This window comes from Oerskovia jenensis (assembly GCF_016907235.1).
GTDB lineage: Bacteria > Actinomycetota > Actinomycetes > Actinomycetales > Cellulomonadaceae > Oerskovia > Oerskovia jenensis.
In genome coordinates, this window is sequence record NZ_JAFBBO010000001.1 from 3,173,978 (window position 1) to 3,200,555 (window position 26,578).

20 protein-coding genes are annotated in these 26,578 nt (G+C 73.6%); 15 read left to right on the forward strand and 5 right to left on the reverse strand.

What is annotated here, in order from left to right:
* Positions 1–3: 3 nt before the first annotated feature.
* Genes JOD49_RS14330 through JOD49_RS14350 form a run of 5 tightly spaced genes read left to right on the forward strand, consistent with a single transcriptional unit; the run spans position 4 to position 5,291 of the window.
* On the forward strand, positions 4–909 hold the full coding sequence (locus tag JOD49_RS14330; protein WP_205307766.1) for a sugar phosphate isomerase/epimerase family protein: 906 nt from the start codon (positions 4–6) through the stop codon (positions 907–909).
* On the forward strand, positions 906–1,700 hold the full coding sequence (locus JOD49_RS14335; protein WP_205307767.1) for an EboA domain-containing protein: 795 nt from the start codon (positions 906–908) through the stop codon (positions 1,698–1,700). The genes JOD49_RS14330 and JOD49_RS14335 overlap by 4 nt, the downstream gene beginning before the upstream one ends.
* The gene (locus JOD49_RS14340) at positions 1,700–2,578 is read left to right on the forward strand and encodes a TatD family hydrolase (protein WP_205307768.1); all 879 of its coding nucleotides are present in this window, start codon (positions 1,700–1,702) and stop codon (positions 2,576–2,578) included. The genes JOD49_RS14335 and JOD49_RS14340 overlap by 1 nt, the downstream gene beginning before the upstream one ends.
* Entirely contained in the window at positions 2,578–3,888 is a 1,311-nt protein-coding gene (gene eboE / locus JOD49_RS14345; RefSeq protein ID WP_205307769.1) for a metabolite traffic protein EboE, read from the forward strand. The genes JOD49_RS14340 and eboE overlap by 1 nt, the downstream gene beginning before the upstream one ends.
* The gene (locus JOD49_RS14350) at positions 3,885–5,291 is read left to right on the forward strand and encodes an alkaline phosphatase family protein (RefSeq protein WP_205307770.1); all 1,407 of its coding nucleotides are present in this window, start codon (positions 3,885–3,887) and stop codon (positions 5,289–5,291) included. Before eboE ends, JOD49_RS14350 begins: the two co-directional genes overlap by 4 nt.
* Positions 5,292–5,565: 274 nt before the next feature.
* Here the strand turns inward: JOD49_RS14350 and JOD49_RS14355 are convergent, their stop codons facing one another.
* Complete coding sequence (locus JOD49_RS14355) at positions 5,566–6,825, reverse strand: DUF8811 domain-containing protein (protein WP_205307771.1); 1,260 nt, start codon at positions 6,823–6,825, stop codon at positions 5,566–5,568.
* Between the two features lie 68 nt (positions 6,826–6,893).
* Positions 6,894–9,194, reverse strand: a complete 2,301-nt coding sequence (locus tag JOD49_RS14360; RefSeq protein WP_205307772.1) for a S8 family peptidase — start codon at positions 9,192–9,194, stop codon at positions 6,894–6,896.
* A gap of 289 nt (positions 9,195–9,483) precedes the next feature.
* Here JOD49_RS14360 and JOD49_RS14365 point away from each other — a divergent pair, with 289 nt between their 5' ends.
* Positions 9,484–10,179, forward strand: a complete 696-nt coding sequence (locus JOD49_RS14365) for a hypothetical protein (RefSeq protein WP_205307773.1) — start codon at positions 9,484–9,486, stop codon at positions 10,177–10,179.
* 66 nt (positions 10,180–10,245) lie between these two features.
* Here the strand turns inward: JOD49_RS14365 and JOD49_RS14370 are convergent, their stop codons facing one another.
* Positions 10,246–12,990, reverse strand: a complete 2,745-nt coding sequence (locus JOD49_RS14370; RefSeq protein WP_205307774.1) for a cation-translocating P-type ATPase — start codon at positions 12,988–12,990, stop codon at positions 10,246–10,248.
* Between the two features lie 172 nt (positions 12,991–13,162).
* Here JOD49_RS14370 and JOD49_RS14375 point away from each other — a divergent pair, with 172 nt between their 5' ends.
* From JOD49_RS14375 to JOD49_RS14385, 3 genes are all read left to right on the forward strand, one after another.
* Positions 13,163–13,480 carry a YbjQ family protein gene (locus JOD49_RS14375; protein WP_030144034.1) on the forward strand — a complete coding sequence of 106 codons (318 nt, stop codon included), beginning with the start codon at positions 13,163–13,165 and terminating at the stop codon, positions 13,478–13,480.
* Positions 13,481–13,602: 122 nt separating this feature from the next.
* Positions 13,603–14,220 (forward strand): hypothetical protein, encoded by a 618-nt coding sequence (locus JOD49_RS14380; RefSeq protein ID WP_205307775.1) that lies wholly within the window; start codon positions 13,603–13,605, stop codon positions 14,218–14,220.
* Positions 14,221–14,440: 220 nt separating this feature from the next.
* Positions 14,441–14,881 carry an OsmC family peroxiredoxin gene (locus tag JOD49_RS14385; RefSeq protein ID WP_205307776.1) on the forward strand — a complete coding sequence of 147 codons (441 nt, stop codon included), beginning with the start codon at positions 14,441–14,443 and terminating at the stop codon, positions 14,879–14,881.
* Between the two features lie 105 nt (positions 14,882–14,986).
* On the opposite strand, the gene JOD49_RS14390 is transcribed toward JOD49_RS14385, so the two are convergent.
* Entirely contained in the window at positions 14,987–16,027 is a 1,041-nt protein-coding gene (locus JOD49_RS14390) for an NAD-dependent epimerase/dehydratase family protein (protein ID WP_205307777.1), read from the reverse strand.
* A 219-nt stretch (positions 16,028–16,246) separates the two neighbouring features.
* Between JOD49_RS14390 and JOD49_RS14395 the strand changes: the two genes are divergently transcribed.
* The 5 genes from JOD49_RS14395 to JOD49_RS14415 all read left to right on the forward strand — a co-directional run bounded on the left by JOD49_RS14395 (position 16,247) and on the right by JOD49_RS14415 (position 24,102).
* Positions 16,247–17,284, forward strand: coding sequence for an ABC transporter ATP-binding protein (locus tag JOD49_RS14395; protein ID WP_205307778.1), 1,038 nt, complete (start codon positions 16,247–16,249; stop codon positions 17,282–17,284).
* Positions 17,281–19,386, forward strand: a complete 2,106-nt coding sequence (locus JOD49_RS14400) for a YhgE/Pip domain-containing protein (protein ID WP_205307779.1) — start codon at positions 17,281–17,283, stop codon at positions 19,384–19,386. The genes JOD49_RS14395 and JOD49_RS14400 overlap by 4 nt, the downstream gene beginning before the upstream one ends.
* A 139-nt stretch (positions 19,387–19,525) precedes the next feature.
* Positions 19,526–19,996, forward strand: coding sequence for a DIP1984 family protein (locus tag JOD49_RS14405; protein ID WP_205307780.1), 471 nt, complete (start codon positions 19,526–19,528; stop codon positions 19,994–19,996).
* A gap of 98 nt (positions 19,997–20,094) precedes the next feature.
* Positions 20,095–20,658, forward strand: a complete 564-nt coding sequence (locus JOD49_RS14410; protein WP_205307781.1) for a dihydrofolate reductase family protein — start codon at positions 20,095–20,097, stop codon at positions 20,656–20,658.
* Positions 20,659–21,201: 543 nt separating this feature from the next.
* The gene (locus JOD49_RS14415; RefSeq protein ID WP_205309004.1) at positions 21,202–24,102 is read left to right on the forward strand and encodes an FAD-binding and (Fe-S)-binding domain-containing protein; all 2,901 of its coding nucleotides are present in this window, start codon (positions 21,202–21,204) and stop codon (positions 24,100–24,102) included.
* On the opposite strand, the gene gadC is transcribed toward JOD49_RS14415, so the two are convergent.
* Positions 24,099–25,616 (reverse strand): glutamine/gamma-aminobutyrate antiporter GadC, encoded by a 1,518-nt coding sequence (gadC, locus tag JOD49_RS14420; protein ID WP_205307782.1) that lies wholly within the window; start codon positions 25,614–25,616, stop codon positions 24,099–24,101. The two genes, JOD49_RS14415 and gadC, sit on opposite strands and share 4 nt — an antisense overlap.
* 208 nt (positions 25,617–25,824) lie before the next feature.
* Here gadC and JOD49_RS14425 point away from each other — a divergent pair, with 208 nt between their 5' ends.
* Positions 25,825–26,562 (forward strand): nitroreductase family protein, encoded by a 738-nt coding sequence (locus JOD49_RS14425; RefSeq protein WP_205307783.1) that lies wholly within the window; start codon positions 25,825–25,827, stop codon positions 26,560–26,562.
* Positions 26,563–26,578: the final 16 nt, after the last annotated feature.

Genomic DNA, 26,578 nt, shown 5'->3' on the forward strand with positions numbered 1-26,578 from the left:
CGCATGCCGTTCACCCTCGGGTACGGCACCAACGGCTTCACCGACCACCCGCTCGACGTCGCGCTCGACGTGCTCGCGCACGAGGGCTACGGCGCCGTGGCGCTGACGCTCGGGCACCCGCACCTGGACCCGTTCGCGGACGACGCGGACGTGCAGGTCGCCCGGTTGCGCGAGCGCCTCGACGACCTGGGCATGCGCGTGGTCGTCGAGACGGGCACGCGCTTCCTGCTCGACCCGTTCCGCAAGCACCACCCGACGTTCCTCGACCCCGACGAGGACCTCGCGGACCTCCGGGTCCGCTTCCTGTGCCGTGCGGTCGAGGTCGCGGCGGGCCTGCGCGCCGAGTGCGTGTCCTTCTTCTCCGGTGTCCTGCCCGCAGGCACGACGGCGGAGGCCGGCTGGGAGCGCCTTCTCGCCCGGGTGCCGCGCGTCGTGGCCCACGCCCGCGAGCACGGGGTCTGGCTCGCGCTCGAGCCCGAGCCCGGGATGCTCGTCGAGACCGTGGGAGACGCCCTGCGGCTGCGCGAGGACACCGGCTCGCCCGACGAGCTGGGGCTGACGGTCGACCTGGGGCACTGCGTGGTCGTCGAGCCCGACGGGGTGCGTGGAGCCTTGCTCGCCGCGGCACCCCACCTGCTGAACGTGCAGGTCGACGACATGCGGCACACCGCGCACGAGCACCTGCCGTTCGGGGAGGGCGAGCTCGACCTGTCGCTCGCGCTCGGCACGCTCGGCGAGATCGGCTACACCGGGGTCGCGGCCGTCGAGCTGCCCCGTCACTCGTACGACGCACCGGGTCTCGCGCACCGCAGCATGGCCGCGATGACCGAGGCCTGGGCCGCGTGGAGCGCGACCGACCAGACCTCTCCGACGACCACCGCATCCACACCCCAGGAGGCACTCCGATGACCACCCCCGACCTGACCACCGCACCGGGCGCCACAGCGACGGCGGGCCCGCCCGCAGCCGGTCACCCCGACGCCCTCGCGGGCCTGCTCACCGACGAGCAGGCCGCCTGGCTGGACGGGGCGTGCGGCGACGTCGCCTCGGACCCGGGCTCCGCCGTCGGGCACCTGGCGCGGGCCGGGCGGGCCGTGGGACGCACACCCCTGGACCCCGGCGCGGACCCCGCCGGGGTGCTGCACGGGACGCTCGACGACGCCGCGCGCGCCCGCCTGGTCGTGGCGCTCGCGGGCGCCCTGCCCGCCGACGGCGAGTCCCTCGCGACGCGCCTGACCGAGACCTACCAGCGCGGGGACACGCCCGAGCGGCGGGGCGTGCTGCGCGGGCTCGACGCGCTGGCGCTCGCCGGGAAGCCCAGAGACACCCTGCCGCCCGCCGTAGTCCGTGCCGGGTCGATGCTCGCGGCCGACGCCCTGCGGGCCAACGACCAGAGCCTCGTGGCCGCCGCGGTCGGGCCGTTCGCGGCCGCGCACCTCGACGACCACGCGTGGCGCCACGCGGTGCTCAAGCTCGTGTTCATGGGCGTGAGCCTCGACGCGGTCGCCGGGCTCGACGAGCGCGCCGACGACGAGCTCGCGCGCATGGCCCGCGACTTCGCGGCCGAGCGCCGGGCAGCGGGGCGCGTCGTGCCCGACGACGTCGCGCGCATCGCGCCCGAGGCGCCCGACGGGACCGGCGCCCCCACCCTGCCCACCGTGCCCACGACCTCTCTCGCGAACCACAGCAAGGACGCCTGATGCGCATCTTCGACCCCCACATCCACATGACCTCCCGCACGACCGACGACTACGAGGCCATGTACGCCGCGGGCGTGCGTGCCCTCGTGGAGCCCGCGTTCTGGCTCGGGCAGCCCCGCACGACCGTCGGGTCGTTCCTCGACTACTTCGACTCCCTGCTGGGCTGGGAGCGGTTCCGGGCCACGCAGTTCGGGATCCGCCACCACGCGACCATCGCCCTCAACCCCAAGGAGGCGAACGACCCGCGCTGCACCGAGGTGCTCGACGAGATCCCGCGCTACCTCGCCAAGGACGGCGTGGTCGCTGTGGGCGAGGTCGGCTACGACTCCATGACCCCCGCCGAGGACGAGGCGTTCACACGTCAGCTCGCGATGGCGGTCGACGCGAAGCTGCCCGTCATGGTCCACACCCCGCACCGCGACAAGCTCGTCGGGACCCACCGCACGCTCGACGTGGTGCGCGAGTCGGGGATCGCCCCCGGGATGGTCGTGGTCGACCACCTCAACGAGACCAACGTCGCGCTCGTCAAGGACGCCGGGGCGTGGATGGGGTTCTCGGTCTACCCCGACACCAAGATGGACGAGCACCGCATGGTCGCGATCCTGCTCGAGCACGGCACCGAGCGCGTGCTCGTCAACTCGGCCGCAGACTGGGGACGCTCGGACCCGCTCAAGACGCTCAAGACCGGGCGGGCCATGCTCGCGGCCGGGTTCACCGACGACGAGGTCGACAAGGTCCTGTGGCGCAACCCCGTGGCGTTCTACGGGCAGTCCGGCAACCTGCTGCTCGACCCCGTGCCCGGGTTCGTCGAGGGCGAGGCGCCCGCCGCGACCGCGAGCTACGAGGGCAGCTCGGTGCTGCGCGGGGCCCGGGTCTGATGCTGCTGTCGTACTGCACCAACGTCCACCCCGCCGAGGACCTCGACGGCGTGGTCGACCAGCTCGCCCGGTACGCCGGGCCCGTGCGCGAGGCCGCGGGGCTCGACGTGCTCGGGGTCGGGCTGTGGCTGCCGGCCTCGCTCGCGCACCGCCTCTCGGCGTCCCCGCGCGCGGCCGAGGACATGGCCCGGCTGCGGGCCGCGCTCGACGAGCACGGCCTCCAGGTGCACACGCTCAACGCGTTCCCCTACGGCGGGTTCCACGACGACGTCGTCAAGCTCGCGGTCTACTCGCCCACGTGGGCCGACGCCGAGCGGCTCGCCTACACGCTCGAGTGCGCCGAGGTCCTCGCGGCCCTCCTGCCCGACGGCGTGGACGGGTCCATCTCGACGCTCCCGCTCGCCTGGCGCGAGCCGGACGGGGTCGCGTGGTCGCCCGCCCAGGACGCCGCGGCGACGCGCGCGTTCGAGGACCTCTCGGCCGGGCTGCGCGACCTCGCCGCCCGCACGGGCAAGGTCGTGCGCGTCGCGGTCGAGCCCGAGCCCGGGTGCGTGCTCGACACGGTCGAGGACGTCGTGACGTGGCTCGAGGCGCGGCTCGCGCCCGACGGTCCTGCCCGTGAGCAGGTGGGCGGCGGCATCGACCCCGCGTTCGTGGGCGTCTGCCTCGACACGTGCCACCTCGCGGTCTCGTTCGCCGACCCGGCCGCAGCCGTCGAGCGCATCACGGGGGCCGGCCTGCGCGTCGTCAAGGTGCAGGCCTCGGCCGCGCTGCACCTCGCCGAGCCGTCCGCGCCCGGGGCGCGCGACGCCGTCGGGCAGTTCGTCGAGAAGCGCTACATCCACCAGGTGCGCGAGCTCGCGCCGAGCGGCGACGTGCTGCCCGTCGACGACCTGCCCGACGCCCTGGGCGCCGGCGAGCCCCCCGGCCTGCCGGGGGAGGGGCCGTGGCGCGTGCACTTCCACGTGCCCCTGCACCACGAGCCCGCCCCGCCGCTCGCCGCGACGACCGACGTGCTGCGCGCCGCGGTGGCGGCCGTGCGGGCCGCACCGCACGGCGACGAGGCCCACCTCGACGTCGAGACCTACACGTGGGCCGTGCTGCCGCCCGGCTCGCCCGCGTTCCCGGTGCCGTCCCCGGCCGGGGACGCCGTGGGCGGGGGCGGTGTCGAGCCGCTCGTCGCGGGGATCGCCGCCGAGCTGCGGTGGGCGACCGAGCACCTGCTCGGGCCCGACGACGACCCCGCCCCCGCCCGCCCGGCCGCTCCCGCGACCCTCACCACCCCTCTGACCTCAGGAGTCCTCGCATGAAGCCCGTGCTGCTGCTCGACGTCGTCGGGCTCACCGAGAAGGCCCTCGCCCACATGCCGCGCCTGCGTCAGCTCGCCGCGGGCGGCTGGCAGACCCAGCTCGCGACCGTGCTGCCCGCCGTGACGTGCACCGTCCAGGCGACCATGACGACCGGCCTCGCCCCCGCCCAGCACGGCGCCGTGGGCAACGGCTGGTACTTCCGCGAGCTCGGCGAGGTGTTCCTGTGGCGCCAGCACAACAAGCTCGTCTCGGGAGAGAAGATCTGGGAGGCCGCCCGGCGTGCGAACCCCGACCACCGCACCGCGAACGTCTGCTGGTGGTACGCCATGGGCGCCACGACCGACGTGACCGTCACGCCCCGCCCGATCTACCACGCCGACGGGCGCAAGTCGCCCGACGCGTACATCCGCCCGCCCGCGCTGCACGACGAGCTCACCGGGCGGTTCGGCGAGTTCCCCCTGTTCACCTACTGGGGGCCGACCGCCGCGATCGCGTCCTCGGCCTGGATCGTCGAGGCGACCCGGCACGTCCTGCGCACCCACTCGCCCGAGCTGACCATGGCCTACGTGCCGCACCTCGACTACGACCTCCAGCGGTTCGGGCCCGACTCCCCGGAGGCCGACGCCGCCGCGGCCGAGCTCGACGCGGTCCTCGCCCCCCTGCTCGACGACGCGGCCAACAACGGCGTCGCGGTCGTCGTGGTCTCCGAGTACGGCATCGCCGAGGCGAACCGTCCCGTGCACCTCAACCGCATCCTGCGCCGCGAGGGTCTGCTCGAGGTCTACGTGCAGGACGGCAAGGAGCAGCTCGACCCCTGGACGTCCAAGGCGTTCGCCGTGGCAGACCACCAGGTCGCGCACGTGTACGTCGACGACCCGTCCCGCCTCGCCCGCGTGCAGGACCTGCTGCGCTCCGTGCCCGGCGTCGACGAGGTCCTCGACCGCGAGGCGCAGGCCCGCTACGGGCTCGACCACCAGCGCTCGGGTGACCTCGTCGTGGTCGCCGAGCCAGGCGCCTGGTTCACCTACTACTACTGGCTCGACGACGCCCGCGCGCCCGAGTACGCGCGCGGCGTCGACATCCACCGCAAGCCCGGCTACGACCCCGCCGAGCTCTTCTTCGACCCCGCCGACCGGCTGGCCAAGGCCAAGGCCGGGCTCAACCTCGTCAAGAAGAAGGTCGGGCTGCGGTATGCCATGAGCACCGTGCCGCTCGACGCGTCCTACGTGCGCGGCACGCACGGTCGCCTGCCCGACTCCGCAGCCGACACGCCCCTGATCCTGTGCTCGGAGCCCGAGATCCCGGCGTCGGTCGCCGCGCTGGTCGAGCGCGGGGGACAGGTGCCGGCCGCGGCGATCAAGGGCCTGGTGCTCGAGATGCAGCACCTCGGCGTGAAGGTCTGAAGACCTGGCGCACGAACTTGTCAGAGCGAGCGTGAACATGGGGCCACGCTCGTTCTGACACGGTTCCTCTGGTGCCCCTCGGGCATCCAGGGAAACCAGAAGGGCGCGACCCGCGGGTCGCGCCCTTCGTCGTCCCGTTCGACCTGTGGGTCGTCAGAACGAGCGTGACCTCTGGAGCACGCTGGTTCTGACAACCTCAGGTCCCAGGAGTTGTGTCAGAACGAGCGAGGCCCCATGCTCACGCTCGTTCTGACACGTCTTGCTGGTCGAGGCGTCAGCCGCAGCTGATCGCCTCGTACCCGGCTTCGTAGGGCGTCGTGACCGTGACGCCCTCGACGATCGCGGTGCCCGTGACCGTCGCCGCACCGGCGTCGATCGCGGTCGCCCGCGAGCTGAAGGACTGCGAGGCCGACTTGCCCGGCGCGACGTTCTTGAACGTCTTGGTCCCGAACGGTGTCTCGACCACGACGTCGGCCTTCACGTCGCCGTCGTTGACCGCACGGACCGCGACCTGCGCCTTGCCCGCGACGCAGCGCGACTGCGCCGTGACCGTGAGCTCGACCGACGCGTCCAGGTTCGACACCCCGACCGTCTGCCAGCGCTTGCCCGCGCTCGCGTTGTGCAGGTGCAGCAGGAGCAGCTCGCCCGTCCCGGCCTCGGCCGCGGCAGCGGACCGGTTGACCGTGACCGGGGCGTCGTCGGCGCCCACGAACAGGAGCTGGCCACCGCCGCTGAACCAGTACGCGGGGTCGTACGGGTCGCCCGTGAACGGTCCGACCCGGTCGATCGACTGGTCGGGCTGCGTCCCGTAGTACGAGTACGTCGCGACCGTGAACGACGGCACGGTGCCCGGCTCGATGCCGAGCTCGCCGATCGCGACCGGCACCACGAGCACGTTGCTGTCGAAGACCGACGTGTCGACGTTCGCCCAGACCGAGTTGACCGGCTCGAGCAGCACGCCCTCGCCCGCCCCGTACTCCTCGCCGTCCGGACCGGTCCAGTCCTTGAGCGTGTACGTGGTCGCCAGGGTCAGGTCCGACTCGTTGTACTTGCGGACCACGGTCTCGAACTCGGCCGAGCCGTCGCCGTCCACGTCGGTCTCGACCGACGGGAACATGACCCCACCGAGCGAGGCCCAGTCACCGTCCATGGCCACGCCGATGCCGATCCGCCCCGCGCCCGGGTCGTCTCCCGCGGCCGCGTACTGCGGCGCGCTCGACGTGAAGCCGACCGCGCGGATGTCACCCGACGCGACCGCCGAGGCCGAGGAGCCCTCGGCCGCGTCGGCCTCGAGCCGCGGGCTCGTCGCCTTGAGCTCGAACGGCGCCACGAGCGACGTCCAGCCGCCCGAGGCCACGCCGCGTCCGTCGAGGTCGAGCTCGGCCGACGTGTCCTGGTTCAGGAACGTGACGTCCTTGCCCGTCAGGTCGCTCACGAGCTTCGGCGCGGCCTGGACCGGGACGCGCAGCTCGCTGCCCGACTCAGGCGTCAGGACCAGGCGACCGGTGAGCATGCCGACGAAGTCGCGCGGCACCCCCGAGGTGGTCGCGGCCGACGTCGGGTCGAGCTGCTTCGCGAGCGTCGCCGGGTCGGCCGTCAGGGTCAGCGTGACCGTCCGGGTCTGCCCCGCGGGGATCGTGAGGTTCGCGGGCGAGACCGTGACGGTCGCGCCCCCGCGGAGCTCGACGTCGTGAACGCCGCCGCGTACTTCACGGCCTGCGAACCCGTGTTCTGCACGTCGACCGTGCGGCGCTCCGTCACGGTCTTGTCCGCCACGGGCACGAGCCCGTACGACACCGAGACGAGCTCCTTGTCCTGCGCCGAGAAGGCGAGGGTCGAGTTCTTCACCGCGTCGACCGCGTCGACGCGCCCCGACCCCACGCGCTCGGGGCCGTACGCCGTGCCCGTGCCGCCCTGGCCCGTCCACACGTCGTGCGAGGCCGTGTTCATGACGGCCGTCTTGACCTGCTGCGCGCTCCAGCCCGGGTGGGCCTCCTTGACGAGCGCCGCGATGCCCGCCACGTGCGGGGTGGCCATCGACGTGCCCGACTTGATGCCGGGCTGCGTGAGACGACCCGAGGCCACGGACGAGATCCCCGTGCCCGGTGCGGCGACGTCGGGCTTCACGACGCCCAGCGAGCCGTGCACCCCGCGTGAGGACCCCGCGTTGAGCGTGTCCCCGATCGCGGCGATCTCGACGAACGACGAGTTCGCGAGCGACGGGCCGAGCGTCAGGACGACCCCGCCCGCCTCGATCGCCGGACGCAGCGCGTCGTGGCTCGGACCCGTGAGCTGCGCGCCCGGGATGCCGGCGTTGCCCGCGATCCCGGCCGCGAAGACCTCGAGCTCGGACGACAGCAGGACGCCGACCGCGCCCGCGGCCTGCGCGTTGTTGAAGCGCGTCGCGCTCCCGCACGCCCGCGTGGCGTCGTTGTCGTCCCAGTAGAGGAATGCGATCTTGCCCGCCGTGGCGGCCGCCTGGGCCGGCGTCAGGGGCGTGCACCCGCTGACCGTGGCGCCCAGGAACGCGACCTCTGCGGTCACGTCGGCGTCGCCCGCGTAGCTCTGCGAGTTCTGCGCGGGGTAGGAGCCCGCGACGCCCGCCGGGGCCGTGACCTCGACGCCGTCGAACGTCTGGGTGTTGCCCACCGAGTTCGCGACCGTCAGAGAGGTGCGCGCGTTGCCGGGCGAGCCCCCGACGTCGGTCACGTCGCCCGCGTTGCCCGACGCGACGACCGCGAGCGTGCCCAGGCGCGAGAGCTGGTCGATGAACAGGTTCTCCGGGTCGTCGGCGGGGCTGTTGTCCGAGCCGAGCGACAGGTTCACGATGTCGAGCCGGTCGGACAGGTCGCCGTCACCGTCGGGGTCGGCCGCGAACTCGAGCGCGTCGACCACGACGTTCGTGGAGCCGCCCAGGTCACCGAAGACCTTGAGCGCGTACAGGCCCGACTCGGGGGCCGAGCCCGGCCCGACCGTCCAGTCGGAGATGTCGGTGAGGGTCGTGTAGTCGCCGTCGAACGTCGTCCCGTCGGCCAGGACGCCGTAGCCGCCCGTCGTGCCCGCGACGTGCGAGCCGTGACCCGAGCCGATCGAGTCGAGCGAGTCGATCGGGTTCTCGTCCGGCGTCGGGATCAGCGACGTGCCCGGCACGGTGCCCGACGCGTCGTAGTCGTACCCCGCGAAGTCGTACCCGCCGAGGTACTTGGCGTCGTCGAACGTCCCCGCGGGGACGGGACCCTGGCCCTTGACGCCGTACGCCTCGTCGTACGCGGCCTGCGTGCCCGGCCCACCGAAGCCTGCGTGCGTGTAGTCGATGCCCGTGTCGATGATGCCGATCCGGACGCCCTGCCCCGTGTAGCCCGTGCTCTGCCACGCCTCGAGGGCCCGCGTGAACGCGTCGGTGCCCTTGTTGGAGGGCGTCTTGGGGACGATGCGGTAGACCGTGACGACCTTGTCGTCGGCGGCCAGCGCCCGGACCTGCTCGGCGTCACCCGTCACGACGACACCGGGGACGAGCCTGCTCGTGACCGACACCTGCTGGGGTGCGCCTGCGGCGCGGGCGCTGCGGGCGTTCGTCTGCGCGGGGACGACGGTGTCCGCGAGGCGCTCGACGACGGCCTGGTTGTCCTCGACCTGCGCCGGGCTCGCGCCCTGGTCCGCGAGGTCCACACCGGACGGGGTGTCGAGCTGGACGAACGCCGTCACGGTCCCGGAGGACTCGGCGAGCGACGGGGCGACCTTGCCCGCCTCGCTCTCGGTGGGCGTGAGGGCGGTCGCGGACTGCGACGTGAGGTCGGGGCCGGACGGACCGGCGGGATCGGACGGTGCGGACGCGGCGGGCAGCGTCGATGCTGCGACCACCGCCAGTCCTGAGACGGCAGCTAACAACGAACGGTGCTTCATCGACACTCATTTCCCCGGTGCGGACCGGCGGCGTTGAAGGTGCGTGGTGGTTCCCCCGTGGTGGTCGCCGACGGCTGTGTGCAGACGACCGTGCCTGCACGCTATAGGTGAAATCCGACACACGCGCGCCGCACGGGCAGCAGGGACAAACCAGGACAGGACGCGCTGCGCCCCCTACGATCGGTCCGGGGGCGCGGAACACCGACGTTTCGCAGGCGGTCCTCACCCACGTGTCGACGTCGTCCGCGGGCAGCGGTCGACTCCGGCCCACGCTGTGAAGGAGCACAACATGTCACGTCGTCCGACCCGCATCGCAGCGGTCTCCGCGGTACTTCTGGTCGTCGGAGCCCTGAGTGCGACACCCGCGCTCGCCGACGGACCCCAGGGCCCCGACCTCACGTCGAAGTCGTTCACCCCGCAGCACAAGGTCTGCTCGGTCTTCGCCCAGCCCACCCCGGCGGGGCAGGACATCGCCTTCACGCCCGAGCCTCGGACCGAGTGCTTCGACTCGTTCGGCGAGGCCATCGAGGCCGCGACGGGAGTGCCCGTGACCGACCCCGCAGTCGAGGCCGGGGAGCCCGCGGCCCTGCGAGCCTTCGCTCAGGAGCAGGCGGCCGAGGCGGCCCACGGGCAGTCCCGCACCGCCGACCCGGGCGCGACCGCCGCCGCGTCGTCGGCATCGAGGATGCTGGGTCTCGCGTTCAAGGGGGCCAACTACACCGGGGACAGCAAGCTCTTCTGGGGCGCGGGTGGGCTGGGCTGCCAGACCGGCAGCACGTACGGCTTCCCCCGGCTGTCCGCGCTCCTCTACAACAACAACATCAGCTCGCTGAACGCCTACGCCGACTGCTGGGCGACCCTCTACGACCTCGAGAACTACGTCAAGGGCACCACCACGAACTGCGTCCCCCACTGCGCCACGCTCGGGTCGATGAACGACCGCGCCTCGTCGATCGTCTTCCGTCCGGCGGGCACCATCGACTGACGCCCGCTCGCCCGAGGCGGTCGGGCACGTCGCTCCCCGAGCGGCGTGCCCGACCGTGCGTCGAGCTCAGCGCTGTCGCGCCCGGCCGAGCGCCTTGGCGGCCTCGACGAGCAGGAAGACCACGACCGCCAACCCGAGCGTGATGCCCCACTCGCGCAGCCCGATGGGCGCGGAGCCGAACCACGAGTGCATGAAGGGCGCGTAGACGAAGACGGCCTGGAGCGCGAGCAGCGAGCCCGCCGAGTACCAGACGGCCCGGTTGCCCCGGAGCACGGCGGGCGTGATCGACGAGCGGTCCAGGAACCGGCAGTTGAACAGGTAGGCGAGCTGACCGAGGGCGAGCATCGTCACGGCCGTGGTCTGGGCCTCGGCCACGCCCATGCCCTGGTCGCGCTCGATGAAGTAGACGGCCATGGTCGCACCGCCGATGAGGACCGAGACCAGCAGGACGCGACGCAGGTACGCCGCGGTGAGGATCGAGGCCTTGGCGTCGCGTGGCCGGCGCGACATGATGTCGGGCTCGGCGCGCTCGTTGGCCAGGGCGAGCGAGAGCGTCACGGCCGTGACCATGTTGATCCAGAGCACCTGCACGGGCTGGAGAGGCAGGGCCCACCCCAGGAGCACCGCGACGAGGATCACGAGCGACTGCGCGCCGTTGGTCGGCAGCAGGAACAGCACCGACTTGCGCAGGTTGTCGTAGATCCGTCGCCCTTCCTCGACGGCTCGCTCGATCGTCGCGAAGTTGTCGTCCGCGAGGACGACCTCGGCGGCCTCCTTGGTGGCTTCGGTGCCCTTGATCCCCATCGCGACGCCCACGTCGGCCTGCGTCAGCGCGGGGGCGTCGTTGACGCCGTCGCCCGTCATGGCGACGACCTCGCCGTGCGACTGGAGCGCCGAGACGATCCGGATCTTGTGCTCGGGGCTCGTGCGCGCGTAGACGTCGACGTCCCGGACGACCGCCCGGAGCTCCTCGGTGCTCATGGCCTCGAGCTCGGCCCCCGTGAGGACCTGGGGCGCAGGTGCTCCGTCCCCGGTGCCGGTCGGCGGCACGATGCCCATCTCCCGTGCGATCGCGAGCGCGGTGCCCGAGTGGTCGCCCGTGATCATCTTGACCGTGATCCCGGCGTCCTGGCACTGCGCGATGGCCTCGACGGCCTCGGGGCGCGGCGGGTCGACGATCCCGACCAGCCCGACGAGCTCGAGGCCCGCCTCGAGGTCCCCGGGCGCCAGGGTCGTCGCCCCCGGTGCTGCCGACGCCCGGGCCGCGGCCAGCACGCGGAGCCCCTGCGCGCCGATCTCGTCGATCTGGGCCGACCAGAAGTCGCGGTCGAGCGGCTCGGGACGCCCGTCGGGCCCCGTCTGGGTCGAGCAGCGGTCGAGCACCCGGTCGGGGGCTCCCTTGACGAGCACGTGGAGGTCGCCGTCGGGGTCCTCGGTGAGCGTGGCCATGTACTTGTTCTCGGACTCGAACGGGACGAGCGCGACGCGCCGCCACCCGGCCGGGTCGAGGCCCGCCTTGAGGCCCAGGGTCCGCAGCGCCCCCTCGGTCGGTTCGCCCACGAGGCGCCAGCCGTCGCCCTCCCCGGCGGGCTCGTGCACGACACGCGCGTCGTTGCACAGCATCATGACCTCGGTCAGGCGCCGCAGGTCGGGGTGCTCGGGGAGCGGCGCGGGGGAGCCGTCGAGGCTGACCTCGCCGTCGGGCGCGTAGCCGATCCCCGTCACCGCGTACTCGTGCCCGGCCGTGCGCACCGTGCGGGCCGTCATCTCGTTCTTGGTCAGCGTCCCGGTCTTGTCCGAGCAGATCGTGGTGACCGAGCCGAGCGTCTCGACGGCGGGCAGGCGACGCGTGATCGCCCGCCGTCGGGCCATCTGCTGCACGCCCAGCGCGAGCGTGATCGTCACGAGGGCCGGCAGCCCCTCGGGAACGGCCGCGACCGCGAACCCGATCGCCGCGGACACGAGCTCGGGGGTCTCGAACCCGTGGAACACGCGGCCGATCACGACCATGACCACGGCCATGACGAGGATGAGGACCGCGAGCTTCTTGCCGAACGCGTCGAGGGTGCGGGACAGGGGCGTCTCGAGCGAGTGGACCTCGGAGATGAGGGTCTGGATGCGGCCGATCTCGGTCGTCTCCCCGGTCTCGACCACGACGCCCGTGCCCGTGCCCGCCGAGACGAGCGTGCCCGAGAACAGCATGCTCGACCGGTCGCCCACGCCTGCCTCGGCGGGCACCTCGTCGACCGACTTGGACGCGGGCACCGACTCGCCCGTGAGCGCCGACTCGTCGACGCGCAGGTTCACCCCCGTCAGGAGGCGCAGGTCGGCGGGGACGCGGTCGCCCGAGCGCACCCGCACGACGTCGCCGGGTACGAGGTCGTCGGCGTCGACCTGCGTCCACGCCCCGTCGCGTCGGACCTGCGCATGGACCGAGAGCATGCCGCGGATGCCGTCGAGAGCCTTCTCCGCACGCCCCTCCTGGATCAGCCCGATCGCCGCGTTGATGACCGCGACCGCGAGGATCACGGTGAAGTCGATCCAGTCGCCCACGATCGCCTTGAGCACCGCGGACACGAGCAGGATGTAGATGAGGACGTCGTCGAACTGCGACAGCACGCGACGCCACCACGGGGTGCGGGCGGCCGGGGCCAACCGGTTGGGGCCGACCTCCGCGAGCCGCGTCCGCGCCTGCTCGGCCGTGAGGCCCGCGTCGCTCGACCCGACCTCGGCGAGCACGGCCCGTGGTGGCAGGGCCCACGGGGTGGGGGCGGCAGTCACGGGGGCGAGGGGGGTGTCCGAGGCTGTCATACGTCCCATTCAACGCCCGCTCACCGTCCGGCACCCGGGGAGCAGCCGGGGTGGGACGAACCGTTCCACCCCGGCCCGGCAGGGCGGCCCGCGCACGCCGGGCGCGACCCGCGACGACCTCCTACCGTGAGGAGTGGCCGCGCACGGTGCGTGGCCGTGAGGAGGACGTACCGTGCTGGTCTCCACCATGAACGATGTCCCGGGCCGGACCGTGCAGCAGGTCGTCGGCGAGGTGACCGGCCTGACCGTCCGGTCCCGCAACGTCGGCGCGCAGATCGGCGCGGGGCTCAAGTCGATCGTCGGCGGCGAGCTCAAGGGGCTCACCAAGCAACTCCAGCAGTCGCGGGACGAGGCCGTGGCCCGCATGGTCGAGGAGGCCACCGCGCAGGGGGCCAACGCGATCCTCGCGATGCGCTACGACAGCGACGAGGTCGGCAACGGCTACCAGGAGATCGTCGCGTACGGGACGGCCGTGGTGCTCGCGCCCTGACGCTCGGCCGTCGTGACCGGCGGCCGGACGGCAGCGACGTCGAGGGGCGCCGTCGTCGTGCCCGGACGCCTCGCCTGTCGCGGTCCGTACTTCGCTAGGGTGCGCGCGAGGGGGGATGCGTGATGAGGCGTGGGACCGTGAGCCTGGTCGTCGTCGGTGTGCTGTTCGTGGGGGGATGCACCGCCACCCCGGTGCCGCAGGAGACGCCGGTCGTGGAGGCGACCCTGAGGATCGTGGTGCCGGAGCAGACCGCGCCCCGGGAGCTGGTCGACCCGCTCCGCCCGGTCGGTCCGCGCGAGCGTGCCGTCCCGGTGGACCCGGTGGACCCGTCGACGCTCGTCGAGCGAGGCGAGGGCCCCGAGGGCGCGATGTCCTTGCTGGGCGGGCTCCTGGCGGGCGACGAGCGGTTCGGCACGGTCAGGCTCGACCGTGGTGGGACGGTCGTCCTCGTCTGGCACGGCGACCCGCCCCAGGAGGCGCTGGCGACGGTCGCCGGGGCCTACCCCGACGTCCCGGTGCGGGTCGAGCCGCTCGCGGTGCTCCCCGGAGAGCTCGAGGGGCTCGCGGAGTCCCTCCTCGGGGACGACCGCTGGCCGGGGATCCGCGCGGTGTACGTCCGCGACGACCTCTCGTCGATCGTCGTCCAGGTCGGTTCCGTGCCCAACCCGCTCACGCTCGCCGAACGGCTCACGACCGAGGTGGGCTTCCCGGTCGTGGTGGAGGTCGACGCGTCGCGCTGAGGACTTCCTCGCGGCGCGTCCGCCGCGGGAGCACGGCCGTGCCCGACGGCGCAGCCCCCGCGGGCGGTCGTGCTCGCCCGGTCCTCGCACCCGGTGGGGACCGCTCGGCCCAGGGGACGTCGTGGGACGACGCTGCGGCTCCGGGACCCCGGGGTTACGGTCGACGGGTAGACGACGGCAACGGCCTCGTCCCCCGAACCCCTCACGAAGGAGCCACATCATGGCAGTCCGCACCGCCCGCACCGCGTGGAACGGCACGCTCATGGAAGGGACAGGTCAGGTCGAGCTCACGAGCTCGGGGACCGGGACCTTCGACGTCAGCTTCCCGCGCCGCACGGCCGAGGAGGCCCAGGGGATCACGAGCCCCGAGGAGCTCATCGGCGCCGCGCACTCCTCCTGCTACGCGATGCAGCTCTCCGGGGTGATCGGCGAGGCCGGTGGCACGCCGGTCGCGCTCGAGGTCAGGGCCGACGTCACGCTGTCGCCGGACCCGGCGGGCGGTCTGCGCATCACGGCCGTCGCGCTCACGGTCCGCGGCGAGGTCGAGGGGCTCGACGAGGCCGGGTTCCTCGCTGCGGCCGAGAACGCCAAGGCCACGTGCCCGGTCTCCAAGGCGCTGACCGGCGCGACGATCACGCTGGACGCATCCCTGGAGTCGTAGCACCCCCGGCGCCGACCCCGAGGTCGGGCAGGCAGACCGACCGGGTTGCCTGACCGACCTCGGGGCCGGCACCTGGACGTGCACCTGCGGCTGCTGCGGCGCGGGTCACGTCGGCAGGAGGGGCGGGCTCTGCGTGCCGGCGCCCTCGACCAGGCCACCGACGACCTCGGTGACCGTCGAGCGGGCGTCGTGCACGGGATCCCAGTGCAGCAGCCGCCGGGCACGTGAGGAGTCCAGGACCGGCACCGCGAGCGCGACGTCGAACCAGCCCGGGTCGAGAGGCACCAACCTGGCCGCCCAGGCGAGGGCGACCAGACGCCGCAGGGACCCGGGCGACACCTCGCGCAACCGTCCCTGCGCGACGATCGCGGCGACGTCGGGCCCCGTGAGGACGCCCTCCGCGGCAACGTTGAACGTCCCCGGATGGCGCCCCACGAGGATCTCGCGATACGCGTCCGCGAGGTCGTCCGCGTGGACGACCTGCAGGCGCATGCCGCGCGGCCACACGAGCGTCGGCAGGGTCCCCCTGCGTCGCAGCGGCACGGGCAGGACGCGGCCGAAGAACAACCGTGACACCTCGCTCGCCGCATCGCGCTGGAACGTGAACGGAGCACGCACCCGGGTCACGACGATCCCGGGATGCTCGGCGTCGAACCTGTCGAGGAACTCCTCGACCTCGGCCTTCTGCGCGCTGGCGACCGAGCCCGCGATCCCCGCGGTCGGCCAGTACTCGTCGCGAGGCGAGTCGTCGAACGCGGGCGAGTACGCGCTCGCGCACGAAGCGACCACCAGGTGGCCGACTCCCGCCCGCGCCGCCGCGGCCGCGACCCGCCGCGTCCCCTCGACGTTGACGCGCGCGAGCTCGTCGCGGTCGTGCGCGGGATCGATCGCCCACGCCAGGTGGACGACGGCGTCGGCGCCGACGAACGCGCCCGCGAGCCGCGACGCCACGACGTCCTGCGGGTCCGTGAGGTCGCAGCGGACCCACTCGGCGGCGTCGAAGGGCGGGACGACCGTGCTCGATCCGTCCGCACGCGGCACCCGGCTCGCCACCCCGACGACCGAGGTGACCACGAGATCCCCGGCGAGCCTGCGCAGCAGGGCAGAGCCCACGTTCCCGCTCGCCCCGACGATCACGACACGCATGAAGTCTCCTCTCGACGCCCGTTTCCCCAGGCTACCGACCCGACCCCGACCCGGCCGGGGGAGGCGCGACCTTCACCCCGTCGATGCCCCGCCCAGGGCCCCACCGTGCGCCCCGCACCTCGTCCTGACAAGGTGCGCGCCGCCGAGGTCCAACGGAAGATCGACACGAGGCTCGACCGCGGCCGATCCGCACGGGGCTCGACACGAGAGGACACGACGGTGCAGATCGCGATGGACGACGTCCAGGTCGAGGGCCGGCGCTCGCCGATGCTCGAGGCCACCACCCTGACCCTCGCCTCGGGAGAGTGCGTCCTCCTCGCGGGAGAGCCCGGCCACGGGCACACAGCGCTCGCGCTCGTGGCGACCGGCCGCCTCGCCCCCTACACGGGAACCGTCACGCTCGTCGACGACGACGGCACCACCTCGACCTCGACCGCCGACCTGCGCCGGGTCACGGCCGTGGTCGACGTCCCGGGGATCTCCGAGCCCGACGAAGCGCTCACGGTCGGGGACGTCGTCGCCGAGGAGCTCTCGCTCGCCGGACAACGGTCCCTGCCGGGTCACGCCAAGAGATGGCTCGACGCGCACGACCTGCTCGACCGGCGAGGGGACCGGGTCGACGAGCTCCACGGTGCGCTGCGCACAGCGCTCCTGTCGTCCCTCGCCTCCGAGCGCGAGGACGTGCGGTTCCTGGTCCTCACCCTGCCCGACCGGCACCGGAGCGAACCGTCGAACTGGTGGTCGGTCGCCGAGTCGCTCGCGGCGCTCGGCTACGGGGTGCTCGTGCAGTGCACGCGCTCCTCGGCCCGTGACCTCGGCGCCGACCTGCCCCCCGCCCGCGGCGACGACGCGCTGCGCGCGGCCCCGGTCGAGGCGCTGCGGACGCGGCCCGCGCCGGCGGTGGCGGAGGTGCCGGCGGTGCCGAACGCGGCGGCGGTGGCGGGCGAGCCGGCCGGTCCGGACGAGGCCCGGACCGCCGGAGCCACGGAGCCCGCCGAGACGACCGACCCGACCGACCCGACCTTGACCGCCGCCCGCGAGGCGCCGGGGCGCCACCAGGCGACGACAGCCCCTGAGCGTGAGCCGGAGCCGGAGCCGGAGCGTGAGCCCGATCCGGGCCCGGATCCCGGCCCGGGGCAGGGCAGCGCGGCCGACCCTGCGACCGACCCGGCGACCGACCCCGCGGCCGACCCGGCGACCGACCCCGCGGCCGACCCCGCGACCGAACCACCCCCCGACGAGGGGACCGACCGATGACCGCCATCCGCCTCGGCATCTCCGAGCTGCGGCGCATCAGCGCCGGGACCCTGCCCAAGCTGGCGATCCTGGCGATGATCGTGATCCCCACGCTCTACTCGGGCCTGTACCTGTTCGCGAACGAGGACCCGTACGACAAGCTCGCGCAGGTCCCGGCCGCCCTCGTGGTCCAGGACCGTGGCACGACCGTCGAGGACGCGGTCGACGGGACCTCGACCGAGAAGAACTTCGGCGACGAGGTCGCGAAGCAGCTCGTCGCCGGTGACGGCGGGTTCGGCTGGGTCGAGACGACGCAGGCGGACGCCGAGGCAGGGGTGCGGTCGGGGCGTTTCGACGCGGCCCTCGTGATCGGCCCGACGTTCTCGCAGGACCTGGCCTCCTCGGGGCGCTTCGAGCCGCAGCAGGCGAGCCTGGTCCTCATCACCAACGACGCCAACAACTACCTGGCGGCGACCATCGCCGACACGATCGTGGGCAAGGTCCGCGACGCGATCGCCGAGGAGGTGGGGACCGAGGCCGCGGACACGTTCCTCAAGGGCTTCGCGTCGATCCACACGAACCTCGCGAGCGGGGTCGAGGGTGCGCAGAAGCTGGTCGACGGCGCCACGCAGCTCTCCGACGGGACCGTGCAGCTCGTGGACGGCACGGCCCGGCTCGCGGCGGGGGCGAGCGAGGCCGCGAGCGGTGCGGCCCGCCTCGCGGACGGGGCCGACGAGCTGTCGGCCGCGAGCGGCACCCTCGCCTCGGGCGCGGAGACGCTCTCCGACGGGCTCGACACGCTGCGCAGCAGGACCACGGACCTCCCGACCCAGACGCGGGAGCTCGCCGACGGTGCGCAGCAGGTCGCGGACGGGAACGCCCAGGTCGCGGGCTACGGGCAGCAGGCGGCCACCGCGGCGCGGGACGTCGTCGGGCAGCTCGCGAACGCGGACGCCGACGTCCAGGCGCTGCTCGACCAGCTCGTCGCGGACGGGACGCTCACGCAGGCCCAGGCAGACCAGATCCAGCCCGTGATCAGCCAGGCCATCACCGACATCACCCCCGCGGTCGAGGACGCCGCTGCCACGGTCGAGGGGGCCGCCGGGAAGCTGGGCGAGCTCAGCGCGGGCTCGGCGCAGGTCGCAGCCGGGGCGGCGACGCTCGCGGGCGCCACGCCCGCGCTCACGCAGGGCATCGCGACCGCGGCGTCGGGCGGGGACCGGCTCGCCTCGGGAGCGGCCGAGCTCGAGGACGGTGCGGGCACGCTCGCGACCGGTGCGGGCACGCTCGCCTCGGGCACGGCGCAGGTGTCCGACGGCGCAGCCGAGCTCGCGTCGTCGAGCGTGACGCTGCGCGACGGGACGGCCCAGCTGCAGTCCGGCACGACCGAGCTCTACGACGGCCTCGCGGCGGGGCTGGGCCGCATCCCCGACGTCGACGCGCAGACGCAGGAGGACACCGCGAAGACGATCGGCAACCCGGTCGCCGTGAAGAAGGACACGATCGCGAACGCCGGCACGTACGGGGCCGGGCTCGCGCCGTTCTTCATGTCGCTCGCCGCATGGATCGGCGCGTACGTGCTGTTCCTGCTCGTGCGGCCGCTGTCGACCCGGTCGCTCGCGGCCGGTCGGCCGGCGTGGCAGACCGCGCTCGGCGGCTGGATCCCCCCGGCCGTGATCGGCGTGGCTCAGGTCGCGCTCATGTTCACGGTCGTGAAGTTCGCGCTCGACATCGACCCCGTGTACGCGGTCGGGACCGCGGTCCTGCTCGTGCTGGCGTCGGCGACGTTCGTCGCGATCCTCCAGGCGCTCAACGTGTACCTGGGTGCCGTGGGCCAGTTCCTGGGACTCGTCCTCATGCTCGTCCAGCTCGTGACCGCGGGCGGGACGTTCCCGTGGCAGACGATCCCCGAGCCGTTGCGCGCGCTGCACCGCTTCCTGCCCATGTCCTACACGGTCGAGGGCCTGCGGCAGCTCCTCTACGGCGGGGACCTCGCGACGGTCGCGCGCGACGTCGGGGTGCTGCTCGTGGTCCTCGCGGTCGCGCTGCTCGCCACGACGTTCGCCGCGTACCGGCAGCGGGTGTGGAGCCCGACGAGGCTGCAGCCGGAGCTCGTGCTCTAGCGACGTGTCAGAACGAGCGTGGCCTGGGGTGCTCGCTCGTTCTGACACCACCGGGCGGCGATCCCGTGACGGGGTCGTCGGGCCGGGATAGGTTCGGACCGGTAGACCGTCCCGTCCCAGCACCAGGAGTCGATCAACGATGAAGCTCGCCGAGGCCCTCGCGCAGCGCGCCGACCTCCAGCGCCGGCTCGCCCAGGTGGCGAGCAGGGCGATCGCGAACGCCCGTCACCAGGAGGGCGACCTTCCGGCCGAGGACCCGGTCGCGCTGCTCGCCGAGCACGAGCGCACCGCGGCGCAGCTCGAGTCCCTGATCGGGCGCATCAACGCGGCGAACCTCGCGACCGAGGTCGAGCCCGGCCTGACCATGACGGCGGCGCTCGCGCGTCGCGACGTGCTGCGCCTGCGGCACCGTCTGCGGACCGACCTCGCCGACGCGGCATCGGCCTCCCATGACCGCTTCACGCGGACCGAGCTGCGGTACGTGTCGGGTGTGGACGTGCCCGCGACGCGGGCCGAGGCCGACGACCTGGCGCGAGCGCTGCGTGAGCTCGACACCCGCATCCAGCAGGTCAACTGGACGGCAGACGTCGAGGGCGACGGCATGGGCTGAGGCCCCGCGCACGGGGTCGAGCAGGTCCCGGTCGATGACTTCTCCGCGCCGAGCCGGTCTGCAGTACACCGAACACCGACCCCCGGGAGGACGGCACCATGCGGAAGCTGACGTTTGCCATGAGCGCGAGCCTGGACGGATACGTCGCCGCGCCCGGCGACGACCTCGGCTGGAGCGTGCCGAGCGACGAGCTGTTCCAGTGGTGGTCCGACCGCGTGGACGCGACGGGCCTGGCGCTGTACGGACGCAGGCTGTGGGAGGCGATGAGCTCGCACTGGCCGACCGCCGACCAGCAGCCCGGCGTGACACCGGCGCACGCCGAGTTCGCCCACCGCTGGCGGGAGATGCCGAAGGTGGTGTTCTCCTCGACGATCAGCGAGGCCGACTGGAACGCCCGACTGGTCACCGGCGACGCCGTCACCGAGGTCGCCCGGCTCAAGGCCGGGGACGGCGGTCCGATGGACGTCGGCGGTGCCACGCTCGCTGCGGCGGTCGTGCGGGCCGGGCTGATCGACGAGTACGTGATCGTCACCCACCCGGTCCTGGTGGGCGGCGGCACGCCGTTCTTCCCGTCCTTGGACAACTGGGTGGACCTGGACCTGGTGGAGACCCGGACGTTTCCCGGCGGTGTGCTCCTGACCCGGTACGAGACCAGGCGCTAGGTCTCCCCGGTCGCCCGTGCTCCGAGCTCGGGGTCGGGGTGCGGGCCGACCCGCAGTACCGTGGGACCGGAGCGGACGGAAGTCGGTAGCCACGAGCGGGAGCGAGCACGACCCGGCCCGGGCAGGGCAACTCCAGGAGCCGGTGGGCAGGCTTGTACAGGGTCACTCCTGGCACGGTGCAGCCCAGCACGGCGCACATGTGCACCGCGCACCCGGCACAGCGCACCACCGAGTGCTGGCCCGCACGTGGCGAGGGTGGGTCCGGGGACCTTCCGTCCGCTCCGCCCCCCCGGCGTGTCGGGCGGTCGACCGCGCACCGCCGTCGGGCACCCTGCCCGCCCGTCCCGCGCCCGGACCGGATCCCGGACACTCCCCGGACGCGCGTCCACCGCTCGGGGGAGTGGTGGGAGAATCGCCCACGTGACCGCTGAACTCGACGCCGCAGGAGCCCCCGTCCCGCCCGAGCGCACGACGGCAGACACCCAGCGCGCCGCCAAGGCGGCCGCTGCCGAGGAGGCCGCACGGTCCGCGGCCCACCGTGCGGTGGAGCGCGAGGCCGAGAGCGCGGCGGACGCCGCGCGCGAGGCGATCGCCGCTGCGCTGCGCACCGCGACGCGCGGCATCGTCGACTCCTCGACGCGTCGCCGGGCCGAGTACTCGACCGACGCGTCGAACTACCGCGTGGTCCCCGAGATGGTGGTCTTCCCGGTCTCGACCGCCGACGTCGTGGCGACGCTCGACGTGACGCGCGAGCTGGGTGTCGCGCTCACGGCGCGGGGCGCGGGCACGTCGGTCGCGGGCAACTCGATCGGTCCGGGCGTCGTGATCGACTTCTCGCGGCACGTGAACTCGGTCCTGTCGCTCGACCCGGAGGCCCGCACGGCGCGCATCGAGCCGGGCGTGGTCATGTCGACGCTCCAGAAGGCCGCGGCCCCGCACGGCCTGCGCTTCGGCCCCGACCCGTCGACGCAGAACCGCGCGACGCTCGGCGGCATGATCGGCAACAACGCGTGCGGTCCGCACGCGGTCGCGTACGGGCGCACCGCGGACAACGTGGTCGAGCTCGACGTGGTCGACGGCACGGGGCGCCGCTTCACCGCGGGCTCGGGCGACCCGACGTTCGCCGCGGTCCCGGGTCTCGCGCAGCTCGTCAAGGACAACCTGGCGCTCATCCGTACCGAGTTCGGGCGGTTCGGTCGCCAGGTCTCGGGGTACTCGGTCGAGCACCTGCTGCCGGAGAACGGCTCGGACCTCGCGAAGTTCCTCGTGGGCTCCGAGGGCACGCTCGTCACGATCCTCGAGGCCACGGTCGCCCTGGTCCCGGTCCCGAGCGCGCCCACGCTCGTCGTCCTCGCCTACGAGGACATGCCCACCGCGGCCGACGACGTCCCCGCCCTCCTCTCGCTGAGCCCGCTCGCGGTCGAGGGCCTCGACGCGCGCCTCGTCGACGTGGTGCGCCGCGCCAAGGGCGCGGGTTCGGTCCCCGAGCTCCCGCCGGGCGGGGGCTGGATGATGGTCGAGGTCGGGGGAGCGACCCCCGAGGAGGCGTACGCGAACGCCGAGGCGATCGTCGCGGCCTCCGCGTCGACGTCCACGCGCATCCTGCCCGCAGGTCCCGACGCCACGGCCATGTGGCAGATCCGGGCCGACGGCGCCGGGCTGGCCGGGCGCACGCCCGCGGGCGAGCAGGCGTGGCCGGGCTGGGAGGACTCCGCCGTCCCGCCGGTGAAGCTGGGCTCCTACCTGCGCGACCTCGACGCGCTCATGGCGCGCTACGGCGTCGACGGCCTGCCGTACGGGCACTTCGGCGACGGGTGCGTGCACCTGCGCATCGACATCCCGCTCGAGACGTCGGGTTCGGTGCTGCGCACCTTCATGACCGAGGCCGCCGAGCTCGTGGCCAAGTACGGCGGCTCGCTGTCCGGTGAGCACGGCGACGGCCGCGCGCGCTCGGAGCTGCTGCCCGTCATGTACTCGCCCGAGGCCATCTCGCTGTTCGAGCAGGTCAAGGCGCTGTTCGACCCGCAGGACGTGCTCAACCCCGGGGTGATCGTGCGACCCAACGCGGTCGACGCGGACCTGCGCCGCCCCAAGGCGCTGCCCGTGCTGCCGACCAAGGGCGGCTTCTCGTTCAGCCACGACCACGGGGACATGACCCAGGCCGTGCACCGCTGCGTCGGCGTCGGCAAGTGCCGCGCGGACTCGTCGGCGTCGGGCGGGTTCATGTGCCCCTCGTACCAGGCGACCAAGGACGAGAAGGACGTCACGCGCGGCCGTGCGCGCGTGCTGCAGGACGCGATCAACGGCACGCTCGTGGGCGGCCTCACGTCGCCCGAGGTGCGCGACTCGCTCGACCTGTGCCTGTCGTGCAAGGCGTGCTCGGCCGACTGCCCGGCGGGCGTCGACATGGCCCAGTACAAGGCCGAGGTCCTGCACCGCACCTACCAGGGCAAGCTGCGCCCCATGAACCACTACGCGCTGGGCTGGCTGCCGCGCTGGGCGCGCCTCGCGGGCATGATGCCGCGCGTCATCAACGCGGTGCTCGGCATCCGGCCGCTCGCGAAGCTCGTGCTCAGCCTCGGCGGCATGGACCCGCGCCGCGAGGTGCCGAGGTTCGCCGAGGTCCCCTTCCGCACGTGGTGGAAGCGCGGGGGCGCGACGAACGGGGTGCCGGGGCTCGCCGTCGGGCAGACGCCCGGTCGGCCCAAGGCCGGCAAGAGGCCGCAGGTCGTGCTGTGGACCGACTCGTTCAGCGACGCGCTCGCGCCCTCGGTGCCGCAGTCCGCGGTCACGGTGCTCGACGCCGCGGGCTACGACGTGATCGTGCCCGACCAGCAGGCCTGCTGCGGCCTCACCTGGATCAGCACGGGCCAGCTCGACGGCGCCCGCAAGCGCCTCGAGAACCTGCTCCAGGTCCTGGGGCCGTTCGCGGTCAACGGGATCCCGATCGTCGGGCTCGAGCCGTCATGCACCGCGGTGCTGCGCTCCGACCTGCTCGACCTCTTCCCCGACGACCCGCGCGCCAAGGCCGTCGCGGGCGCGACCCACACGGTCGCCGAGCTCCTCACGCGCCCCGAGACCCGGCCCGCGCCCGAGACCGGGTGGAAGGTCCCCGACCTGTCCGACGTCACGGCCGTCGTCCAGCCGCACTGCCACCAGCACTCCGTCATGGGCTTCGCGGCCGACGAGAAGCTCCTGCGGGGGGCCGGCGCCACGATCGACACGCTCGCCGGGTGCTGCGGCCTCGCCGGGAACTTCGGCATGGAGAAGGGCCACTACGACGTGTCCGTGGCGGTCGCGGAGAACGCGCTCCTGCCCGCGCTGCGGGCCGCCGGGCCGAACGACATCTTCCTGGCCGACGGGTTCTCGTGCCGCACCCAGGCCGACCAGCTCGGCGGCGTGCAGGGCAAGGCGCTCGTCGAGCTGCTCGCCGAGCGGCTCTAGGCCGGCGCCTCGGGGGGCGCGGCCTGCGCCCCCGCGCCACGGGTCTCCGGCTCCTGGGCGGCGACCTGCCACGTGAACGGCGCGAAGTCGGCGGACTCGTCGCGCCACGACGCCCTGCGTGCGGCGTACGCCCAGAACGGCAGGGCCACGAAGACCACGCTGAGGCCGACGAGCAGACCCACGTACGTCGTCGGGCTGCCGACCTCGACCTGCGCGGGCGGCACGAAGCTCACGACCAGGGCGAGCGTCGCCGCGAGCAGCCCGCACCCGCCGATGACCCACACGCCCACGATGCCGCCGGGCACGCGGTAGCGCCGCGGTCGGCCCGGCTGGGAGTACCGCAGCGCGATCACGGCCGCGAACATCAGCACGTACGCGACGAGGTACAGGATCACGGTCAGCTGGCTCAGGAGCTGGTACGCGGCCTGCACCGACGGCAGGATCACGAACATGACCGACAGGACCGTCACGACCGCAGCCTGGACCAGCAGGATGCGCGACGGCATGCCCGCCCGGTTCGTGCGGTGGAACCAGCGCGGCAGGTAGCCCGCGCGCGCGACCGACAGCAGACCCGTCGCAGGGCCCGCGACCCAGGTCACGACGCCCGCGAGAACCCCGACGGCGAGCATCGCCGCGAGGATCGGCCCGGCCCAGCCGATGCCCGCCCAGGTGAGCAGTGTGTTGAAGGCCGTGAGCAGGCTCTGCGTCAGGTCGATCTGGCCCCTGGGGATGACCACGGCGATCGCGAGGGTCCCCAGCACGAGCACGACGACGGCCCCCAGCGCGGCCACGAGGATCGCGATCGGGTAGTTGCGGACCGGGTTCCGGATCGAGCGCACGTGCACCGCGTTCATCTCCATGCCCGCGTAGAACAGGAAGATGCCCGCGGCCAGCACGATGTTGGAGAACTTCGACAGGTCCGGCACGAACGCGCCCCACGAGAGCTCGACCTGCGACGGGTTGCCGCTCGCGAGGTAGGCCGCGGCGAGCCCGATCAGCAGCGCGGCCGGCACGAGCGTCCCCACGATGCCGCCCCACTTCGCGACCTGGGAGAACGACTTCACGCCGCGCAGCGCGATGAGCGTCGCGAGCCAGAACACTCCCAGCACGACCGCGAGCACGAACACCTTGTCGCTCGACACCTGCGGGGCCGCCGCGGCGTCCCCCGTGTACGCGAGCGTGACCGCGGCGAACGTGAGGATCGTGGGGAACCAGATGCAGCCCTCGATGAAGACCATGAAGATCGCGAGGAACCCCCACCGGCTGCCGAACGCCTCCCCGACCCAGCGGAACATGCCGCCCTCCTCGGGCCAGCCCGTCGCGAGCTCGGCCGCCACCAGGCCCACGGGGGCCAGGAAGAACAGCGCCGCGAACAGGTAGTAGAACGTCGAGGCGAGCCCGTACTCGGCCTCGGCCGGCAGCCCGCGCAGGCTCACGACCGCGACGATGTTCATGACGGCGAGCGCGGCGACCGTGATGGTCCCCGCGCCGGGGGTCGTGCGGGCTTCGCTCACGGGCGGGACCTTCCTGGGGCGGGTGGCGCGAGGGCGTGCGCGAGGTCGGGGCGGCGAGGGTGCACGGGCGGTGGTGCTGCCCGACGGCGCGTCTCACGCATCGTGGCACCCGGCGCGCGGCGGCGCGCGGGGAGACGCGGGGAGAAGAGTGGCACGGACGGACGCTCGGGCGCTCCCGGGTGTGCTCCGGGCTGGCAGCATGGTCGGCATGGAGTTCCAGGACGTCGTCCGCCGCCGCCGCATGGTCCGACGCTTCACGGACGAGCCCGTCGATCCCCGTTCCGTGGACCGTCTGCTCCGCAACGCGGTCCGCGCGCCCAACGCGGGCTTCACGCAGGGATGGGCGTTCGTCGTCCTCGACACGCCCGACGGCGTCGCGCGCTTCTGGTCCGCGACCTCGCCCCGCGCGGTGGCCGGGGTGGGGGACGTCGGTGGAGCCGCTGCCGGGGGCGTGAGCGGGGGTGAGCCTGGGGCCGCCGCCGAGGTCGCCGCCGCCGAGGCCGGAGGCGGGGCGCGGGAGACCCGGTGGCTCACGGGGATGCGGACGGCCCCCGTGGTCGTCGTGGTCCTGACGTCGCGCGAGGCGTACCTACGGCGGTACGCCGAGGACGACAAGGCCCGGGCGGCGGCGCAGGCCGCGGGCGAGGGCGACTCGCCGTGGGACGTGCCGTACTGGCACGTCGACGCGGGCATGGCGTCGCTGCTCATGCTCCAGACCGCGGTCGACGAGGGGCTCGGTGCGTGCTTCTTCGGGGTGCCGCCGGGGCAGGTCGAGGCGTTGCGGGAGGCGTTCGGGGTCCCGGACGAGTTCCTGGTGACCGGGGTGGTCGCCGTCGGGCACGCGGCCTCGGACGCGGCCCAGGGGGGTGGGAGCCCGGCGAGCGGTTCGCCCACCCGACGCCCGCGCCGACCGCTCGAGGACGTGGTGCACCGCGGCGGGTGGTGAGGTTGCGCCGGCTGCT

Bases quoted from the DNA above. Each gene is read 5' to 3' on its own strand.
- JOD49_RS14380 (WP_205307775.1), top strand. From the start codon at position 13,603: ATGAGGCGTGGGACCGTGAGCCTGGTCGTCGTCGGTGTGCTGTTCGTG.
- JOD49_RS14390 (WP_205307777.1), bottom strand. From the start codon at position 16,027: ATGCGTGTCGTGATCGTCGGGGCGAGCGGGAACGTGGGCTCTGCCCTG.
- JOD49_RS14425 (WP_205307783.1), top strand. From the start codon at position 25,825: ATGGAGTTCCAGGACGTCGTCCGCCGCCGCCGCATGGTCCGACGCTTC.
- JOD49_RS14405 (WP_205307780.1), top strand. From the start codon at position 19,526: ATGAAGCTCGCCGAGGCCCTCGCGCAGCGCGCCGACCTCCAGCGCCGG.
- JOD49_RS14365 (WP_205307773.1), top strand. From the start codon at position 9,484: ATGTCACGTCGTCCGACCCGCATCGCAGCGGTCTCCGCGGTACTTCTG.
- JOD49_RS14400 (WP_205307779.1), top strand. From the start codon at position 17,281: ATGACCGCCATCCGCCTCGGCATCTCCGAGCTGCGGCGCATCAGCGCC.
- JOD49_RS14370 (WP_205307774.1), bottom strand. From the start codon at position 12,990: ATGACAGCCTCGGACACCCCCCTCGCCCCCGTGACTGCCGCCCCCACC.
- JOD49_RS14330 (WP_205307766.1), top strand. From the start codon at position 4: ATGCCGTTCACCCTCGGGTACGGCACCAACGGCTTCACCGACCACCCG.
- JOD49_RS14385 (WP_205307776.1), top strand. From the start codon at position 14,441: ATGGCAGTCCGCACCGCCCGCACCGCGTGGAACGGCACGCTCATGGAA.
- JOD49_RS14410 (WP_205307781.1), top strand. From the start codon at position 20,095: ATGCGGAAGCTGACGTTTGCCATGAGCGCGAGCCTGGACGGATACGTC.
- JOD49_RS14360 (WP_205307772.1), bottom strand. From the start codon at position 9,194: ATGAAGCACCGTTCGTTGTTAGCTGCCGTCTCAGGACTGGCGGTGGTC.
- eboE (WP_205307769.1), top strand. From the start codon at position 2,578: ATGCTGCTGTCGTACTGCACCAACGTCCACCCCGCCGAGGACCTCGAC.
- JOD49_RS14335 (WP_205307767.1), top strand. From the start codon at position 906: ATGACCACCCCCGACCTGACCACCGCACCGGGCGCCACAGCGACGGCG.
- JOD49_RS14350 (WP_205307770.1), top strand. From the start codon at position 3,885: ATGAAGCCCGTGCTGCTGCTCGACGTCGTCGGGCTCACCGAGAAGGCC.
- JOD49_RS14340 (WP_205307768.1), top strand. From the start codon at position 1,700: ATGCGCATCTTCGACCCCCACATCCACATGACCTCCCGCACGACCGAC.